Here is a 17,454-nt window from a genome sequence, read left to right on the forward strand (position 1 = left end):
ATAATGAGTAAACTGCGATTTTAAACATTTAAAGATCTTAATTGTTAAAAAAAGACTACTATAAATTTATATCTTAGTTGCGCTAATGCACATTTTATGAGTCTAACCAAACGCATGGGACTAATTTTAGGTCCCTTACTTTTTACTCTAGTTGTTTTATTCTTTAAACCTCAAGGTCTATCTCCTCAAGCCAATGCTATATTAGCATGCACAGTATGGATTGCAGTTTGGTGGATCACAGAAGCTATTCCCATAGCGATAACAGCATTACTTCCAATAGTCCTCTTTCCGCTCTCTGGCGGATTAGACCTCTCTATAACAACTGCGGCTTTCGGACATAAATATGTATTTCTATATCTAGGCGGATTTATCATTGCCATCACCATTGAAAAATGGAACCTTCATAAGCGCATAGCGCTTCATATCATTAATATTATCGGAAGTGATATTAGAAAAATCATTCTGGGTTTTATGATTGCTACAGCGTTTTTATCGATGTGGATTTCCAATACAGCAACCTCTGTAATGATGCTACCTATTGGCATTGCGATTATAAAGCAACTTAAAGACAATCCTGACACTATAGAAAATGAAAATTTAATCTTCGGAAAGGCCCTTATGCTAGCTATTGCCTACAGTGCTTCAATTGGAGGTATAGGAACTTTAATCGGAACGCCTCCAAATCTCGTTTTAGCTGGTGTTGTATCTGATATTTATGGTTATGAAATTACATTTTTACAATGGTTTATGTTTGGGTTTCCCATCGCATTAGTATTACTTTTTATTTGCTGGAAATATCTTACCCGATTTGCTTTCACATTTAAACAAACCGAATTTCCCGGAGGAAAACGAGAAATAAAACGCCTCTTAAACACACTAGGTAGGATAAGTTATGAGGAAAAAATTGTAACGTTTATCTTTGGACTCACAGCATTTTGCTGGATTACGAGGTCTTTTTTGCTTAAAGACTTACTTCCTGAACTAGACGACACGATTATTGCGGTATTCTTTGCCATAGTCTTGTTTTTAATCCCTGCGAAACATAAAAAGGAACGTCTCATTAACTGGGAAGAAGCCGTCAAATTGCCTTGGGGAATTATATTACTTTTTGGAGGTGGTATGGCATTAGCAAAAGGTTTTGAGATTAGCGGACTTGCACAATGGATTGGAAACCAGATGACAGCCTTACAAGGCATTACGACCTTACTTTTAATTGTGCTACTAATTGCAGCAGTAAATTTCTTAACTGAAATCACTTCTAACTTAGCAACAACTGCAATGCTGCTACCTGTTTTAGCGCCAATGGCGATAACTATTGATATTCATCCATTTGTATTAATGGTTGGTGCTGCTGTTGCAGCCTCTTGTGCTTTTATGCTTCCTGTAGCGACTCCACCAAACGCTGTGGTTTTTGGATCTGGTTATCTGAGAATTCCCGATATGGTCAATAAAGGTATTGTCATGAACATCATATCCATAATTATTTTAAGCCTCTTTGTCTATTTTGTATTACCAGAACTTTGGTCTATAACCGTAGAAGGGTTTCCTGACGCTTTGAGGTCAGACTAAGTAAATTGCTTAACAAATTCTAAAGCTCGCTTTTCGTTATAATAGATATTATCGTTTTGAATGAACCCAACATGCCCTCCATATTTGGGCATTTCTAAAAATAAACAATCGTTAGTTTTTGCCTCTTTTACCGGAAAGCATTCAGGTGATAAAAACGAATCATTTAAGGCGTTGATGATTAATGTCGGAACTGTAATTGTATTTAAAAATTGAAGACTACTCGACTTTTCATAATACGCCATAGCATCCTTAAAACCATGAGCTTTAGATGTATATACTTCATCAAAATCTCTTAACGTTTTTATTGAATTCACATCTTCAATAGTCACTTTATCAGGAAATTGCGATATTTTGAGTTTAAGTTTATTGACCAGGTGTTTACGAAAACGAATCGCAAAAGCCTTATTTTTGAATGTGTGTAATTCACGAGCAGAACCTGCTAAATCTACAGGCACAGAAATGGCGATTGCCGATTTAATTTCTGAAGGAATAATTCTATCTTCTCCCAAATATTTGAGTGTGATATTTCCACCTAAGCTGATTCCTTTAATATAAACCTTTGCATAATTATGTTTCTGAATACAATGTTGAATCACATCGTCTAAATCATCAGTAGCTCCCGAATGATAACTATGAAAAAATCGATTTCCTTCGCCACTACAACCTCTAAAATTGACACTTACAGCATCAATACCATGGTCATTAAATAGTTTTGCTGTTCCAGTAATATAAGGACGTTGCGCATGACCTTCAAGTCCGTGAAGTAATATTATTACAGCATCCGATTTACGTTTAGCAAAACTCCAGTCTAAATCTAAGAAATCGGCATCTCTGGTTTCAATTCGCTCACGTTTTTGTATCAAACCTTTCACTTTTCTGAAGAGTCCAGAATATACAGTTGCAACAAACCCATTTCTAAATTGAAAAGGAGGTAAATAAGTAGATTCTAATACTGGCATTGGGTTTAAGCTAGATGTTTAAGGTTAGGATATTTCAAGAGATGTAAATTTAAAATCTTTACCATTAAATAAGCCTTTATCACTTAACTTTAATGACGGAATCACTAACAGAGCCATAAAAGACAAGGTCATATATGGCGCATTTAAAGTGCTTCCTAAGGCTTTTGCTTTTTGATCTAAAACAGCATACTGCTTACCAATCGTTTCACCATCTTGATCACTCATAATTCCAGCTACAGGGAGAGGCACAACATGCGCTTCAGATGGAGACACAGCGCAAATACCACCTTTGTTTTCTATAATAAGATTAACAGCTTTACAAATCATTTCATCAGATACACCAACCGCAATAATATTATGAGAGTCGTGACCTACGGAAGAAGCTATAGCGCCTTCTTTTAATCCGAAGTTTTTTATAAATGCTAATGCAGGCTGATCATTGTTATAGCGATTAACAACCGTCATTTTCAGAATATCCTTCTCAGTATTTGAAACCAAATTACCATCAATTATAGTTGCTTCTTCGGTTATTTCGTTTGTTATCAACTGACCTTCAAGAGCTTCAATTACTCTTATCGTAGTCGCTTCTGAAGCCACTTTGAAATCTGAAACTTCTTTTTCTGAAACATTAAAATTATTGAGATTCTCAAAAGCAACAGCTTCTAGTTTAGAATGTCCGTCTTCACTAACCAATTCACCATCGATATATGTTTGAAGTACTTTAAAATCTTTTAAATCATTGACAATAATACAATCGGCAGGATCACCAACTCTCAGCAACCCAACGTCCAGATTATAATGTTCTACAGGATTGATACAAGCTGCCTGTAAAATTTTAAATACATCAATACCTTTAGCAACGGCTCTGGCGCATAATTTATTGATATGGTCGAGAATTAAATCATCAGGATGCTTATCATCACTACAAAACATCATGTGTTCAAAATGCTCAGGAAGTAAATCGATTAAAGCTTCAAAATTCTTAGCAGCACTCCCTTCTCTTATAAGTACTTTCATTCCTTTTTGAAGTTTTTCTAAACCTTCCTCATAGGTAAAGCACTCATGATCTGTAGAAATTCCTGCATTGATATATTTTGTAATATCATCACCAACAACACCTGGAGCATGACCATCAATAGGTTTTTGATAATGCTTTGCCCAAGCTAATTTTTTGAGCACCTCTTCATCATCAAAAAGCACACCTGGATAATTCATCATTTCAGCTAAATACTTGATGTCAGGGTTTGCCATGAGTTGTTTAATTCCTTCAGCATCTATAACAGCTCCAGCCGATTCATATGATGTTGCAGGCACACAAGAAGGTGCTCCAAAATTAAATTTAAAAGGTGTTTTCTTTCCGTTATTAATCATAAAATGCACACCTTCAATTCCGAGAACATTGGCAATTTCGTGCGGATCAGAAACTGTAGCGACTGTTCCGTGATTAACAGCCAGTCTAGCAAATTCGCTTGGCACCAACATAGAACTTTCAATATGAATGTGCGCATCGACAAAACCAGGAAGAATATACTGTTCTTCTTGATGCGCCTTCTCTTCTATCGCGATAATTTTTCCTTCGGAAATTCTAAGTTCTCCCTTAAAGATTCGTTTATTCTTAATGTCAACTATTTGACCTTGTAATTGTTTTATTTGCATAAGTGTTACACCTTATTGAGTGTTATTTTTAAAATCGTTTTTGTCTTCTGAGTGACCTTAAAACGATCATCGTTTCGCATACCCAAAACCCAGACAATAGCATCGTTAGAACTAAGCAGCCATATATTCTCTTTATCTACTAAGGATAGTTTTTCATCTTTAAAGTATTTGCTTAGCTTCTTTTTTCCTGTCATTCCTGAAGGATAAAAATAATCGCCTTCTTGCCATTTTCGGAGTGTTAATGGAAATGTGAGCTTGTCTTTATCTACAAAAACCACATTGGTTCGCTTTCCAAAGATTGCATCTGCTTCGTCAAAAAACAAGAAACCAGCAGGTGTTTCAACCTTAGCGTCCTCTTTCTGTATGTTATATGATACTTTATTTAAACTTGAGTGTGATACTTCGGTAAGAATTAAATGCTCTCTATCTTTTAGTAATCGATGGGTGTTAGAGAATATCTGTTTTCCTGATTGCGCATCTAACAAATTCGTAACATCATCCCATTGCGTAAACCCATAATCATGAAACAATTCATACAGATATGACTTAGGATTTTTAAGGCTTTTAAATTCTGAAATTTTAAATTTAAGTTGAGTTTCATCTACAGACACAAGAGCTCGTTTCGTGAATGCTTCAATACAATCACTAATCATCTCTGAAGTATCATTTAAATTGTCTATTGTGGTTTTGAAATTTGAAAGCAACTCTGGATTCGCTTCTTTTAATACAGGAATCACGTGATGCCTGAGTTTATTCCGAAGGTATTTATCAGAAGTATTACTGCTATCCTCTCGCCATTTATAACTGTTTGCCTTGGCATAACTTTCTAAGTCATCTCGAGAAAATGGCAACAAGGGTCTTACAATAGTTTCATTAACCTCAGGAATTCCGGTTAAACCACTTAAGCCTGTTCCTCTGGTCAAGTTGATTAAAACGGTTTCTAAATTATCATCTGCATGATGAGCTGTTAATATATAATCAAACTTTAAATCTTCTGATAATCGATAAAACCAATGGTAACGCAATTCTCTGGCCGCCATCTGAATCGACAGCTTATGTTGCGTGGCGTAGTGTTTGGTATCAAAACTTTCTACAAACACTTCTAAACCTAGAGTTTCAGCCAGGTTTGTAACAAAGCGTTCATCGTCATCGCTTTCGTTTCCTCGTAAATTAAAATTACAATGCGCTAATGCAATATCCAGTTTTAAATTATGACATAAATGGGTCAAGACCACACTGTCTAAACCACCAGAAACAGCGATTAGAATTCTGCTTTTAAGCAAAAACTCAAACTTACTTTTAATATGTGAGCCAAAGGCTAAATTCATTTAAATATGAGATTAATTGTATTTGTATAAAAAATAGGCTGTTCCTAATACTAATAAAGGAGACGCAATCATGAGTAAAATCACAGACCATCGGTAAAGTCCCCAAAATGAAATAACCTTAACATTTTCATGGTGTTTATCGTAAATCACCTCTACTCTTTGTCCGATCTCATAAGGTTTAGGACTAGAGCTTACTTCACTTTCAAACACAAAGGCTTGTTTGTTATTATCGTAGTATTCAAAAACCGGTTTGTAAGTGGTTCCATCATCGTCATATACTTCAATATATTTAATGACTACAGCTTTAGTTTTACGACCAAAATTCAGTAACTCTTTGGTGTTCTGATAACTTCTAATCGCAAAAAACAAAAGCACAAAACCAATAATAGCCAAAGCTGCATATAAATAATCAATCATATCACAATAATATATTCAAATATACCAACTGAAAGTTTAATGTAAAACTTTAGTTTTCTAAAACCTCTCGCATGGCTTTAGCTTTTATAAGACATTCTTCATATTCTTTTAACGGTTCACTTTTAGCTGTAATAGCGCCACCTACCGAATACGACACATACGCATTCGTAGCGTTGTACAGAATACTTCTGATGACTACGTTAAAGTCGAAATCATTATCAGGTGAAAAATAGCCCACAGCACCAGAATACAAGCCACGCTTTGCATCTTCTAGTGTTTCAATAATTTGCATAGCCGAAATTTTAGGTGCTCCAGTCATGCTTCCCATAGGAAATGTTGTTTTTATAATATCAACAGGATGGGTGTCTTTAGCAACCTGTGATGTTACGGTGGAAATCATTTGATGCACCTGATTAAATGTGTAGACCTTACAGAGCTCTTCAACCTTTACACTCCCTTTTGTAGCGGTTTTAGATAAGTCGTTTCTCACTAAATCTACAATCATCACATTTTCACTACGCTCTTTTATATCTTCGGAAAGTTCCTGTTTAAGTCGTTCGTCTTCTTCCACATTAAGAGAGCGCTTCGCCGTTCCTTTAATAGGTTGAGATGTGATTTTCTGGCCTTCTTTTTTGATGTAACGTTCTGGAGAAGCAGACAACAAATACTTATCATACACTCTTAAAAATGTAGCAAAAGGCGGTTTTGAAATCGCATTGAGTTGCTTATACGTCTCTAACGGATTAATAGTGGTGTTTTCAGCATAAAATTCTTGACAAAAATTAGCTTCATAAATATCACCTCTATGAATATGAGCCAACATATCATTAACCTTTTTAAAGTAGTCGTCTTTGTGTGTGCGAAGTTTAATTCTGATTTTAGAATCTTCAGTTGTATCGTTACTTTGAGGTTCTCCAACAAGATCTGAAGCAGTGTTTAAGGTTATTGATTTTAGATCGTCTTCCAAAGTATCGGAAACAAAATTCAAGTACTGAGTTTCCAGCACATGTCCTTTTAAAAAAAATAGTTTTTTAGGCTGGAAAAAGAAGATATCCGGAAAGTTCAAACCATCAAAATTTTCTGAATATAACGCCTCTACATCATTTTTTAAATCATAAGATAAATAGCCAAAAATCCAGTCGTTTGTTGTAGACTGGTATTCTTTTAGCTGAAGAAATGCATTGTAATAATCGGTTTGAAATACAGTAAAGGCTTCTACTGCCAAAACCGCATCATAAGATGCAAATTTATCGTCATAATGGTTGCTGTCTAACCAAACGACTTCATCAAATTGCTGACTCCAGTTTAAGAGTTGTTGCTTGAACTTTTCAGGATTAGAAATATGTTGGGTAACCGTTTTTCTCAAAGTAATTTACTAAACAACAAAGTACCGAATTAAAGCTGTCAATAACAAGTCTGTTTTTCCGAAGTAAAAAAATTACCTTTGCAGCATGGAGCAACAAGTTACTTTTCAGGATTTAAATTTAAATACACCATTATACAATGCACTAGACGACCTAGGTTTTGAATATCCAACACCTATTCAGTCACAAGCTTTTAATGTGGTTGCCTCTGGAAAAGATGTCGTAGGTATCGCCCAAACAGGTACAGGAAAAACCTTTGCCTATATGCTACCGATTTTAAGACATTTAAAATATTCGAGACAAGACAATCCAAGAGTTTTGATTCTAGTTCCAACACGCGAATTGGTGGTTCAGGTTGTAGAGGAAATTGAAAAACTTGCAGCCTATATCAATGTAAGAGTTTTAGGGGTTTATGGTGGCACTAATATCAATACTCAAAAACAAGCTGTAGCTGAAGGTCAGGATATTATTGTTGCGACTCCAGGTCGTTTATTTGATTTGGCCCTAAGTCATGTATTGCAATTAAAATCGATTCAAAAATTAGTTATCGATGAAGTAGATGTCATGCTCGATTTGGGTTTTAGACATCAATTATTAAATATTTTTGATATTCTTCCAGAGCGTCGACAAAACATTATGTTTTCGGCAACGATGACAGAAGATGTTGATGATTTAATTTCAGATTTTTTCATAACGCCACAACGAATAACGGTTGCAGTTTCTGGAACACCCTTGCATAATATTGAACAAAGTCGTTATGAAGTTGCAAACTTTTATACCAAAGTTAATTTATTAGAGCACCTGTTAAACGACACTGAAACGTATAATAAGGTACTCATTTTTGTTGCCTTTAAAAAACTTGCTGATTTATTATTTGACCAATTAGAAGAACGATTTCCCGGGCAAGCTTGTGTTATTCATTCGAATAAAACTCAAAACTACAGATTGCGAAGTATTGAACAATTTAGAGCAGGTGAGAACAGAATATTAATCGCAACAGATGTGATGGCTCGTGGTTTGGACATTGAAAATATTAGTCATGTCATTAATTTTGACACACCAAAATATCCTGAAAATTATATGCATAGAATTGGTCGAACAGGTCGAGCAGAGCAACAAGGACATGCACTTACTTTTTCAAAAGAGAAAGAGTTTGAAGCCATCCAAACGATTGAGTCTTATATGGATATGAAAGTTCCTTTGTTAGACTTTCCATCTGAAGTTGAGGTCTCTAAGCAATTAATTGAAGAAGAGCGTCCGCAAATTAGAGAGCGTAACAACCCAACTAAGCGAAGTGACGAAGATGCTCCAGGACCTGCCTATCATGAAAAAAAGGACAAAAATAAGAAAGAGAATTTAGGCGGATCATACAAGTTCAAAATTGCTGCAAAATATAAAAAGCCAAAAACCAGAGGCGATAAAAATTACAACAAGCGCAATAAACGCAAATAAAACAAATGGTAAATATTCATATCAATAGAGGGAGTTATAAACTCAAAAACACCTCTATTTATATTTAGCATTAATGAGATAATAAATTCAAGAAAACTGCCTAAGATTGGCACAACTTTTGAATATTAATATCTAGAATTTATTTAGTTAAAAGTATTAAGGTATTCTCCTAAAAAATCCCTTTTCAAATTAATGAAAAGGGACTATAGAAAGTCGGTAGGCTAGATTTAGTAATTTGACATAATTATAATCTATAACCCTAGATTAATCTAGTCTACAACCTTAATATGACTTTCTACAATGTCTTTAACAGGTACAATTACCTTTTTGCCATTTAGGTTTTTAAGAACAACAGATATATTATTAATAGCATCTATTTCATAAACTTCATCTTGAAATTCTATTTTCTTTCCAATTTCAAACGTTTTTCTAGTATAAAACGTTTTTAGTAAATCACCGACAACTTCCTTTGCTCCCAATCCAAAAGCCAAAGCAAATGCAACCAGGAAAGCCGCAAGAATCATAGTGAAGTTACTTGTTATGATTTCGGTATCTACACCAGCTTGATTTAATGCTGTAATAGATATAAAGATCAGTAGTAAGAAAAATACGATTTGGCTTATCATTTTGGCGCCAGACAAATCCATAGATTCAAAAAATGACTTTAGCCCTTTTTTAACAAAGTTTGCAAATAATAATCCCACTGTAAACAATACTAGTGCAACAAATAATTGTGGTAAGTAAGCTAAGAAATTACTGATTTGTTCTGAAATCACTTTAAGATTTAAAATATCAGAAACGATAATCATCAACATGATATAAATTAACCATTTCACAAATGTTGAGACAATCTTTATCGTGTTAAAATTGAGCTTCTTGCCTTCTACTATTTCTATCTCGTTAAGCTTATCATCTAATTTGTTAGCATTGGCAAGTTTTAAAGCCTTCTTGATCAGTTTAACCACTATTTTTGTAATTATCCAACCAATAAATAGTACAACTAAAGCGCCAACAATGTTCATTCCTATTCTAGAAATTTCTGGCCACATATCAGATAAAGATCCAAATGCATTGTTTTTATATTCTACGAGTTTATCCATGATTATTATTAATTTAAATAGCTATTTACGATTTATTTTTTTCCCTTTTACTCATAACTGTTTCTATGACATCTCCTAAGTTATAAGAGAATAGTTCGGCTAATTCCATAAGCAATTTTGCAATGGCTATATCATTCATCACCTTAGATTTCAATTCCTGAGGAACTGACTTCAATGGCTTATCTATGTCTTTAAACGGATTTTCCATCACTTAAGGTTATTTTCATATACAGTTAACAATTTATCCTTAGCGCGCTTAATTCTCATCTTAACTGCGCTTTGTCCAACACCTAAAACACTTTCGATTTCCTTTATTGAAAGGTTATCCTGGTATTTTAGTAATAGTATCATCTTTTCATCAGGCGATACAAGTTCTAATGCTTTTTTGAGTTTATCAACTCTTAAATCACTAAAGTCTGAAGTTTCATCATAATCTTCAGAAATATTTTCGATGTCTGCATAATCAACAGACTGTTTTTCAAATTTTTTAGCTGTATTTCTCGTTACATAATTAACACAATGGTTATATGTAAATGCATACAGCCAGGTTGAAAATTTAGATTTTCCTTTAAAACTGGCTAATTTCACAAAGAGCTTTAAAAACACATCTTGTGTTAAATCTTTTGCTTCATCTTCGTCTTTGGCAAATCCATAACATTTATTGTACACTAAATGTGAAAAACGATCATACAATACTCCAAACAGAAGTGTATCATTCGTTTTAACAATAGCGCTAACCAGCTCTTCGTCTGTTAATATGTCAATATTATTAGAGGGTTCCAATTATGTCAGATTGGTTTATTAAGGTTTATATTAAGACACTCCATTTATAATAAAGTCACATGCCTTATAAACTGAAATGTTAAAATTATGAAATTTAACATTCGAATACCTATAAAATCACAAATAAAAAAAGCGAACTCTAATGAATTCGCTTTAAAGTATTTTATACCATGTTGTGAGCAACTAAACAAAGCAAATGCAACAGTTTAAATATATTATCATTGGAATATTATTTTTTAGTTGAGAGCTAATTTCTACTTATCTCACAATTCTAATTGATTGAAAACTAAAATTTTAGAGTATGCATCAAAATTTAGCTATCTTTATATAAATGTAAATCATATTTCTAAAATGAGTACAAAAACTAAACCACCAAATTCCTTCTGGGCTGTGGCAATTTTCTCTCTTGTGTGGAATATTCTTGAATTATATTTTAGTTCATTTGAATTCGATTTTCTTGAAAAAAACTCAACAGTTGAAGAGTTTCGATCTATTCAGTCAATACCAATATGGTATGCTGTTGTTTTTCTTGCGGCATTATTCTCTGAGTTTTTAGGCAGTTTAATGCTTCTTATGAGGAAAAAAATTGCGACTTTATTTTTTGCAATTTCATTGATTACTTTACTTTTAATAGAGTTTTACTGGCTGTTTTATTTCGATGTTAAAAACATTTCAGTTGTAATTTCTATTATAATACCAATTGTCGTTATTACAATAGCTGGATTTCTCTATCTCTACAGTAAAAAAGCAACTAAAAATGGTTGGCTGAGTTAATTGAAAATTATAAAAACGCATTTATATTAAGTAATGTAATTTAATAATGCTTCATCAATATAGATAATGTATAGAAATAATAAAACACATCTTTTTCTCATCAAGAATTAAATAGCGCATTGATTTAATTGTTCACAAAACCAAATAAGAACTAAACTGCTCACAACAATGCGTATAGTTAATACTTCTTCTGTATTTACTCGCAATACCCTATAGATTTTTATCTAATCGTTTTATTCTAAACTATCTTCTGAAGGCAATACAAGTCGTAATACCATAATTCCTATTCTTCCAACGACAAAAGAAAAAAGCCCGAAAGTTGCCGTCAACAACGACACTTTGAGTCCGCCTGCAAATATTGCAGGATTAGGATTCCCCATAGCTTCAACAGAATCAAATGCAGAAATCAACCCAATTACCGAACCTAAAAAGCCTAAAACTAATCCTAACAAACTGGCGTCAACAGCGAGTTTTAAAAATTTACGTGCTTTTAAGGTTGCTGATTTTGACCTCATAAATCCTACAACAATGAAAGCCAATGATGCCAGAAGACATATTAAGATTAAGGACATAAATAATGGTCCGCCTTCCATAAAAATGTTTGCCGCAATGACTTGACTGAATACGTTTTTAAATGCAATAGTAAGTGTATACATAATTTTAAATTTAGTTAAACATGCTCAAACTTAAAAATTTGAAAGGCTTACATTTTATTTATGCGACCAATGACCATTTAGGTAACGGATTTAACCACAATGTCAAAACCCTTGCTAATTTGGTTGTTCGTCTATAAATGGAGTGATTCGGAAAAAAAATATAGTAATATTGTAAGGATAGAATAGTATATGTTTACGAGATCATTTATTTTAAAAAAAACAGGTCAAGGTATATTGCACCTACTCTTTTGGGTTGCTGTACTGTTTTTTTTCACGTATTTCTTTGGGACTTCACAAACTCCTTTTAAAGACACGCTACTATTCTCTTTATTTTTAATGCCAACTACTATTGCCACAACTTATGTATCTACCTATAAATTAATCCCTGAATACCTCATCACCAAACGCTATTGGCGTTTTGCGCTTTATGGTGTGTACACCTTAATTATTTCGGTCTATCTTTTAATGGTTTCTATCTTTTTTAGTTTGATTTACCTTTCAAATTTTGAATATGCTGAAATGAATCCAGCTACAAAAAATATCATCTTTATCATAACTGCTGTGTATTTGGTTGTGTTTGTCGTAAGTGCATTTAAACTGCTTAAACTCAATTTGGAGCAAGTTTCAAAAACCAAAGCATTAGAAACCAAAATACTGGATACACAACTAAAACTAAAAGAACAGGAACTCAATTATTTGAAGATGCAAATTCACCCACATTTCCTATTTAATACGCTTAATACGATGTACGGATTTGCCTTAAAAAAAGCAGATGAAACCCCTGAAATGATTTTGAAATTATCTAATTTACTCGATTATTTACTGTATCAAGCTGAAAAACCTTTTGTATTATTATCAGAAGAAATTGCCCATATTAAAGATTATATCGAGCTTGAAAAGATGCGCTTTCACAACACATTGAATGTTGATATGAACATTTCGCTAACTTCCGATACTATCACTATTGCGCCAATGTTATTAATTCCGTTTATAGAAAACAGCTTTAAACATGGTAGTATTCAAAACGGTGTTTTACATATAAGTATTGAACTAACCTCAAGTCTGGAGCATATTTACTTCCGCATAACAAACACCCATTCTGAAAATGGCGATGCTCAAGGTGGTATTGGATTAGAAAATATTAAAAAACGGTTAGAATTATTATATCCCAATGCCTATCAATTAACCATAGGCGATAAGGCAAAAACTTTTGATGTGGAATTACAACTAAAAATAACAACTCATGCCTAGTACAGATTCTATTTCTTGTTTAATTGTAGATGACGAGGCAATTGCCAGAGAAATCATTGAAACCCATCTTTCTCATATAAAAAACGTAACTATTGTTGCAAGTTGTAGTAATGCCATTGAAGCCTTTAGCTATATAAACAAACATGCCATTGACTTGGTGTTTTTAGATATTAATATGCCTGAGATTTCCGGAATATCATTTGCTAAATCGATTAACAGTGCTATTAAAGTTATTTTTACAACCGCATACAGAGACTATGCAGTAGAAGGTTTTGAATTAAAAGCTGTTGACTATTTACTAAAACCCATTTCATTTGAAAGCTTGCAAAAATCGGTTCAAAATTACTTTGAAATCTACAGAAATACGCAACACAGCAAACTGCTAACTTATGAGACTTCAGATTTTATGTTTGTACGTTCTGAGCGCAAAATGATTAAGATAGATTATGATGCCATTATCTATATAGAAAGCTACAGTGACTATCTAAAAATTCATTTAGAAAACCATACTATTGTTACCCGAGAAACGATAAGCGCTATTGAAGCAAAACTTCCAAATCAGCAATTTTTTAGAATTCACAGATCCTATATTATCGCTATTAAATCTATACAATCGTTTACAAATGAACATGTTACCATTCAAAACAAAGCATTACCAATTAGCCGAAGTTATAAGAAGGCGGTTTTAAAGCATTTGGAAAAATTTTAAAGTTTTATTCAATAAAAACGTATCTTAGACGTTGCCTTATTAACTACTATTTCGAAAAATTGTCTGCTTAATGAAAGAATATCTACACGACGCTATACCCAATTTACAGCCTTTTGATTATGAATTGCATCACGATTCGTTGTTCATCAATCAACAATGGGTTTTGGTTAATGGCATTTCAAAAAAGAAATCGGTTTATACGTTTAAAGAAGACCATATTCTTGAAATTTCGCGGAAATCGTCGGTGATTGAAACCTCCTGGACACTTCATTTTAATAATATATTTGAGATAGAAACAGAAGACGGTATCATAACAGTAAAAGCCTACTTTAAAGATGATGATATCTTAGTTTTAAATCATCAAAATAAGAAAGAATTTGCCTTATTCATCAACACGTCTAACTATGACGATAACTTAAATACAATTGACGATGTCAAAGTGTTTTTAAGAGAAAAGTATAAGAAAAAAGTCAGCAGCTTAATTTATGAACATCAATTTTACTATATCGAAAAATCTGAAGAATTTGGGCCATTTACAGTTGAAGAACTCTCTGAAAAAGTAAAAAACGAAGATATCAGTATGTATTGCTTTGTACGCGATGTCAACGCTTACGATTACAGTAATCGGTTGCGTATTTATGATTTAATTAAAGAATTATAAATCACTTAGGTTTTAGGCTCATCACATAATTATAACTCTCGTTAAAATAGTCAACCAACAGTTGTGTTTCACTATATAAAGCCTCAGGAACTTTCACATAATCACGCATCACTGCACCATACGACCGATATTCGATTGCATTATATTTTTCCTTAAACGCCTTTTGAGACGCCTTGGATAATCGAATGCCAATTTCGGCATCTTTATTTAATAAGGTAAACATGTAACCATTGGCAGAGGTGTAAATCATCTTCTTGCCTTTGCGTTCAAAATCTTGGCATTGCGCTACAATACTGTCATAAAATTTGAGTTGGTCTTCCCACATAATTAGAAATATAGAACTATAAATGTACAAAAATGAAAATCAATATTCTTAATTTGGCTCATGCTTCAGACGTATTTAATAGTCCTCAATTTCTTTGTCAATTAATTTCACAATCTTATCCCCTTTTGACCTTAAACTGTCATACACCCAAAAATGCTCTTCATCGGCCACCCGTTGCATAATCCCAAGTATTCTGGAATTTTTATAAATTAACTCTAAGGTTTTGTTTAGCTCTTCCCTGGAATTTGCATGAGATCTCATTTTAAAAAACCTGGAAATCTTGTTGAAATCATCATCAAATAAACCCACCTCCATACTTTCGATAAAAGTATTTAAACTCGTTTCACTTTCGTGAATTTCATCATAAAACGCATAATACTCAAAGACGGCATCTTCAATGACCGAACCTTGTAAATTAGTAATAAAGCCCGAACTTTTTAGCGCATCAAATCCTGCCTGGTTCACATTTAAATACTGCTCACCAACGATAGGTACAATTCTACCAATTAATTCTAATGGCATAGAATCTATCATCATACAAGTCATGTATTCTTTTGCTGCTTGATTTTGTCGCATTCTAAGCCTTTTAATCTGATTGATTTCGGTGGTATCAAATTGAACATTTTTACGAATCGTTTTTAAATACCCATGAAGTTGGTTGTTCGTTTTTCGTTTCTCATTGGCATTATTAATCTGAAGCGCAATCAAAATCCCTATCACCACAAGAATGATTTCACCAATTGCATAGAGCACATACTTTTTTGTACGATTTTGATTGATCATGTGTTTTCGGATATGACGGAAAAATTTAATCATTGCTGTTTTGAATTTCAGTTTCTAACAATGTATTTATGTCATCGAGTAGTTTTTCTGTCTTCTTTTGTGTCGAATAGTAATTACCTGCGGCTATGACCAAATTTTCAACCAAATTTTCGAATTGTAATACCTTTAATAAATCCCTGTTATCAACTGTAAAACCCGAAACTGGGAAGGTAACATTTGTATTTTCTGATACCTGATCGGCATTTAACCAACTTCCATGTTCAATGATGTAAGTGTTTAAGATATCTTCGTTCTTATCTACAGTGCTAAATCGTTCTTCTAAAATTTCAACTTCTGGCTTCCAAGACGATAACAAGTTTCTTAATTCTGCATTTTTAAATATGCTTAGTTTTCCTGAACTCAATAAATCATCCAAAAAGCCATTTTGCGGATAATAAGGAGTGCTATTATACAACTCATTTAACCAGCTGTTAAATATGTCTTCTGTGTCAGGTTTTGTTTTGCTTCCGGTATGATTAAGGATTTGCACTCCATGCTTCATTATTAATTCCGTACTCGTCTTAATATCTTCTAAAATGGCTTTGTTTTTCAAAAAGTCGCGATGAATATTGTTTAAAGCGGTTTGCTCTTGTAGATTCAATTTTCTATTTTCATTCCAGTTATTAATCTGCAATGCAATGAGAATACCAATCACCACAAGGATAATTTCACCTACGGCATATTTAAAGTACTTGGAAGTTTGATTTTTCATAATAAGGTTTTGACGTATGTGACGGAAAAATTTAATCATTGGTTTTACTTGTTTACTTTTGATGTTTCGGCAATGATTTTGTTGATTATTATTTCAAGATTTTCCAATGCCCTAAGGTAATTGGTTATACTCCATGCATGATTATCTATATTATTTTCAAATTCTAAATCTTGAAACATTTCGAACGTATCAGGTTTCAGTTTAGATTTCTGGTTCCAGTCTAATAATCCGTAACTATCAATATTTTTAAGCGATGCATTTTTGGTAAGGTACGGCAACATCATATTTTGTGAAAAATCGTCTAAGGTATCCCAAGCCTCTTCCTTTTCGTTAAGAAAGCTAGACCACTGAAACAAATACAAGCGAAGCGAATCTGAAGAAATCAATTTCAAGTTTCCAGAAGATATAAGATCAGAAAACACATTTTGAGTTGGCCTATAATCATAACTATTGATACTTTCTGATATAAGACTATCGGTATTTTGAGCTTTTATAATATCTTCGGTTTCTCCAATAAGATTTAAAACAGACTTGGTCGATTTTAAGAATTGCTGATAATCTAGCTTAATGCTTTCAAGGTCTGTTTTGTTTTTTCTGAATTCGAAGTTTAGGTTTTTCAGAATAAATTCTTCTTCCTTTTTATTGGCTTTATCGTTATTCCAATTATTGATTTGAAGCGCAATAAGAATCCCAATAACCACTAGGATAATTTCACCAACCGCGTAAATAAGATACTTCGAAAACTTATTCTCAGATAACAGCGATTGTCTAATGCGACGGAAAAATTTAATCATTCACTTTCGGTTGAAAGCAAATTAAGTTGATGGTATAGTTAAGGCTGAATAACGATTTGTGTTTAAAGATATTAAATTGTTACAAATTAAATGACTTTATATAAAAAAAGCGGACAAATAAG

Annotated in this window: 19 protein-coding genes; 6 read left to right on the forward strand and 13 right to left on the reverse strand. The window is 33.1% G+C overall.

All coding sequences use genetic code 11. The annotated features are described in order from the left end of the window. Nucleotides 1–96: 96 nt before the first annotated feature. Nucleotides 97–1,569 (forward strand): SLC13 family permease, encoded by a 1,473-nt coding sequence (locus H7350_RS07950; protein ID WP_204345364.1) that lies wholly within the window; start codon nucleotides 97–99, stop codon nucleotides 1,567–1,569. Here H7350_RS07950 and H7350_RS07955 read toward each other — a convergent pair. Genes H7350_RS07955 through pabB form a run of 5 tightly spaced genes read right to left on the reverse strand, consistent with a single transcriptional unit; the run spans nucleotide 1,566 to nucleotide 7,295 of the window. Then, nucleotides 1,566–2,528: a YheT family hydrolase gene (locus tag H7350_RS07955; RefSeq protein ID WP_204345365.1), complete on the reverse strand. Its 963-nt coding sequence runs from the start codon at nucleotides 2,526–2,528 to the stop codon at nucleotides 1,566–1,568. The two genes, H7350_RS07950 and H7350_RS07955, sit on opposite strands and share 4 nt — an antisense overlap. Before the next feature lie 24 nt (nucleotides 2,529–2,552). Further along, a complete protein-coding gene (gene ade / locus H7350_RS07960) occupies nucleotides 2,553–4,184 on the reverse strand; it encodes an adenine deaminase (protein ID WP_204345366.1) in 1,632 nt (543 codons plus the stop codon). A 5-nt stretch (nucleotides 4,185–4,189) separates the two neighbouring features. After that, nucleotides 4,190–5,512: a tRNA lysidine(34) synthetase TilS gene (gene tilS / locus H7350_RS07965; RefSeq protein WP_204345367.1), complete on the reverse strand. Its 1,323-nt coding sequence runs from the start codon at nucleotides 5,510–5,512 to the stop codon at nucleotides 4,190–4,192. A 12-nt stretch (nucleotides 5,513–5,524) separates the two neighbouring features. Next, a complete protein-coding gene (locus tag H7350_RS07970; RefSeq protein WP_204345368.1) occupies nucleotides 5,525–5,929 on the reverse strand; it encodes a DUF3592 domain-containing protein in 405 nt (134 codons plus the stop codon). A 49-nt stretch (nucleotides 5,930–5,978) separates the two neighbouring features. Beyond that, nucleotides 5,979–7,295, reverse strand: a complete 1,317-nt coding sequence (gene pabB / locus H7350_RS07975) for an aminodeoxychorismate synthase component I (RefSeq protein WP_204345369.1) — start codon at nucleotides 7,293–7,295, stop codon at nucleotides 5,979–5,981. Nucleotides 7,296–7,380: 85 nt separating this feature from the next. On the opposite strand from pabB, the gene H7350_RS07980 reads away from it, so the two are divergent. Continuing rightward, nucleotides 7,381–8,745, forward strand: a complete 1,365-nt coding sequence (locus H7350_RS07980) for a DEAD/DEAH box helicase (protein ID WP_204345370.1) — start codon at nucleotides 7,381–7,383, stop codon at nucleotides 8,743–8,745. Nucleotides 8,746–9,014: 269 nt separating this feature from the next. Here the strand turns inward: H7350_RS07980 and H7350_RS07985 are convergent, their stop codons facing one another. From H7350_RS07985 to H7350_RS07995, 3 genes are read right to left on the reverse strand one after another with little or no spacing between them, the layout of a single operon-like run. Further along, on the reverse strand, nucleotides 9,015–9,845 hold the full coding sequence (locus H7350_RS07985) for a mechanosensitive ion channel family protein (protein ID WP_204345371.1): 831 nt from the start codon (nucleotides 9,843–9,845) through the stop codon (nucleotides 9,015–9,017). A 25-nt stretch (nucleotides 9,846–9,870) separates the two neighbouring features. After that, a complete protein-coding gene (locus tag H7350_RS07990; RefSeq protein WP_204345372.1) occupies nucleotides 9,871–10,053 on the reverse strand; it encodes a hypothetical protein in 183 nt (60 codons plus the stop codon). After that, a complete protein-coding gene (locus H7350_RS07995; RefSeq protein ID WP_204345373.1) occupies nucleotides 10,053–10,628 on the reverse strand; it encodes an RNA polymerase sigma factor in 576 nt (191 codons plus the stop codon). Before H7350_RS07995 ends, H7350_RS07990 begins: the two co-directional genes overlap by 1 nt. Before the next feature lie 279 nt (nucleotides 10,629–10,907). Between H7350_RS07995 and H7350_RS08000 the strand changes: the two genes are divergently transcribed. After that, nucleotides 10,908–11,402, forward strand: coding sequence for a hypothetical protein (locus H7350_RS08000; protein WP_204345374.1), 495 nt, complete (start codon nucleotides 10,908–10,910; stop codon nucleotides 11,400–11,402). 233 nt (nucleotides 11,403–11,635) lie between these two features. Here the strand turns inward: H7350_RS08000 and H7350_RS08005 are convergent, their stop codons facing one another. Further along, on the reverse strand, nucleotides 11,636–12,058 hold the full coding sequence (locus H7350_RS08005) for a MotA/TolQ/ExbB proton channel family protein (RefSeq protein ID WP_204345375.1): 423 nt from the start codon (nucleotides 12,056–12,058) through the stop codon (nucleotides 11,636–11,638). Nucleotides 12,059–12,247: 189 nt separating this feature from the next. Between H7350_RS08005 and H7350_RS08010 the strand changes: the two genes are divergently transcribed. The 3 genes from H7350_RS08010 (at nucleotide 12,248) to H7350_RS08020 (ending at nucleotide 14,679) form a co-directional block, all read left to right on the forward strand. Further along, complete coding sequence (locus H7350_RS08010; protein ID WP_204345376.1) at nucleotides 12,248–13,309, forward strand: sensor histidine kinase; 1,062 nt, start codon at nucleotides 12,248–12,250, stop codon at nucleotides 13,307–13,309. Then, entirely contained in the window at nucleotides 13,302–14,018 is a 717-nt protein-coding gene (locus H7350_RS08015) for a LytR/AlgR family response regulator transcription factor (RefSeq protein WP_204345377.1), read from the forward strand. Before H7350_RS08010 ends, H7350_RS08015 begins: the two co-directional genes overlap by 8 nt. Nucleotides 14,019–14,088: 70 nt before the next feature. Continuing rightward, complete coding sequence (locus H7350_RS08020; RefSeq protein WP_204345378.1) at nucleotides 14,089–14,679, forward strand: hypothetical protein; 591 nt, start codon at nucleotides 14,089–14,091, stop codon at nucleotides 14,677–14,679. Nucleotide 14,680: 1 nt separating this feature from the next. Here H7350_RS08020 and H7350_RS08025 read toward each other — a convergent pair whose 3' ends face one another. The 4 genes from H7350_RS08025 to H7350_RS08040 all read right to left on the reverse strand — a co-directional run bounded on the left by H7350_RS08025 (nucleotide 14,681) and on the right by H7350_RS08040 (nucleotide 17,332). Continuing rightward, nucleotides 14,681–15,004 (reverse strand): hypothetical protein, encoded by a 324-nt coding sequence (locus tag H7350_RS08025; protein ID WP_204345379.1) that lies wholly within the window; start codon nucleotides 15,002–15,004, stop codon nucleotides 14,681–14,683. Between the two features lie 75 nt (nucleotides 15,005–15,079). Further along, the gene (locus H7350_RS08030; protein WP_204345380.1) at nucleotides 15,080–15,787 is read right to left on the reverse strand and encodes a DUF6090 family protein; all 708 of its coding nucleotides are present in this window, start codon (nucleotides 15,785–15,787) and stop codon (nucleotides 15,080–15,082) included. Between the two features lie 25 nt (nucleotides 15,788–15,812). Next, nucleotides 15,813–16,538 carry a DUF6090 family protein gene (locus tag H7350_RS08035; RefSeq protein ID WP_204345503.1) on the reverse strand — a complete coding sequence of 242 codons (726 nt, stop codon included), beginning with the start codon at nucleotides 16,536–16,538 and terminating at the stop codon, nucleotides 15,813–15,815. 44 nt (nucleotides 16,539–16,582) lie between these two features. Next, a complete protein-coding gene (locus tag H7350_RS08040; RefSeq protein ID WP_204345381.1) occupies nucleotides 16,583–17,332 on the reverse strand; it encodes a DUF6090 family protein in 750 nt (249 codons plus the stop codon). Nucleotides 17,333–17,454 lie beyond the last annotated feature (122 nt).

Origin of the sequence: Psychroserpens algicola, from assembly GCF_014526325.1 — a bacterium.
Classification (GTDB): Bacteria; Bacteroidota; Bacteroidia; order Flavobacteriales; family Flavobacteriaceae; genus Psychroserpens; species Psychroserpens algicola.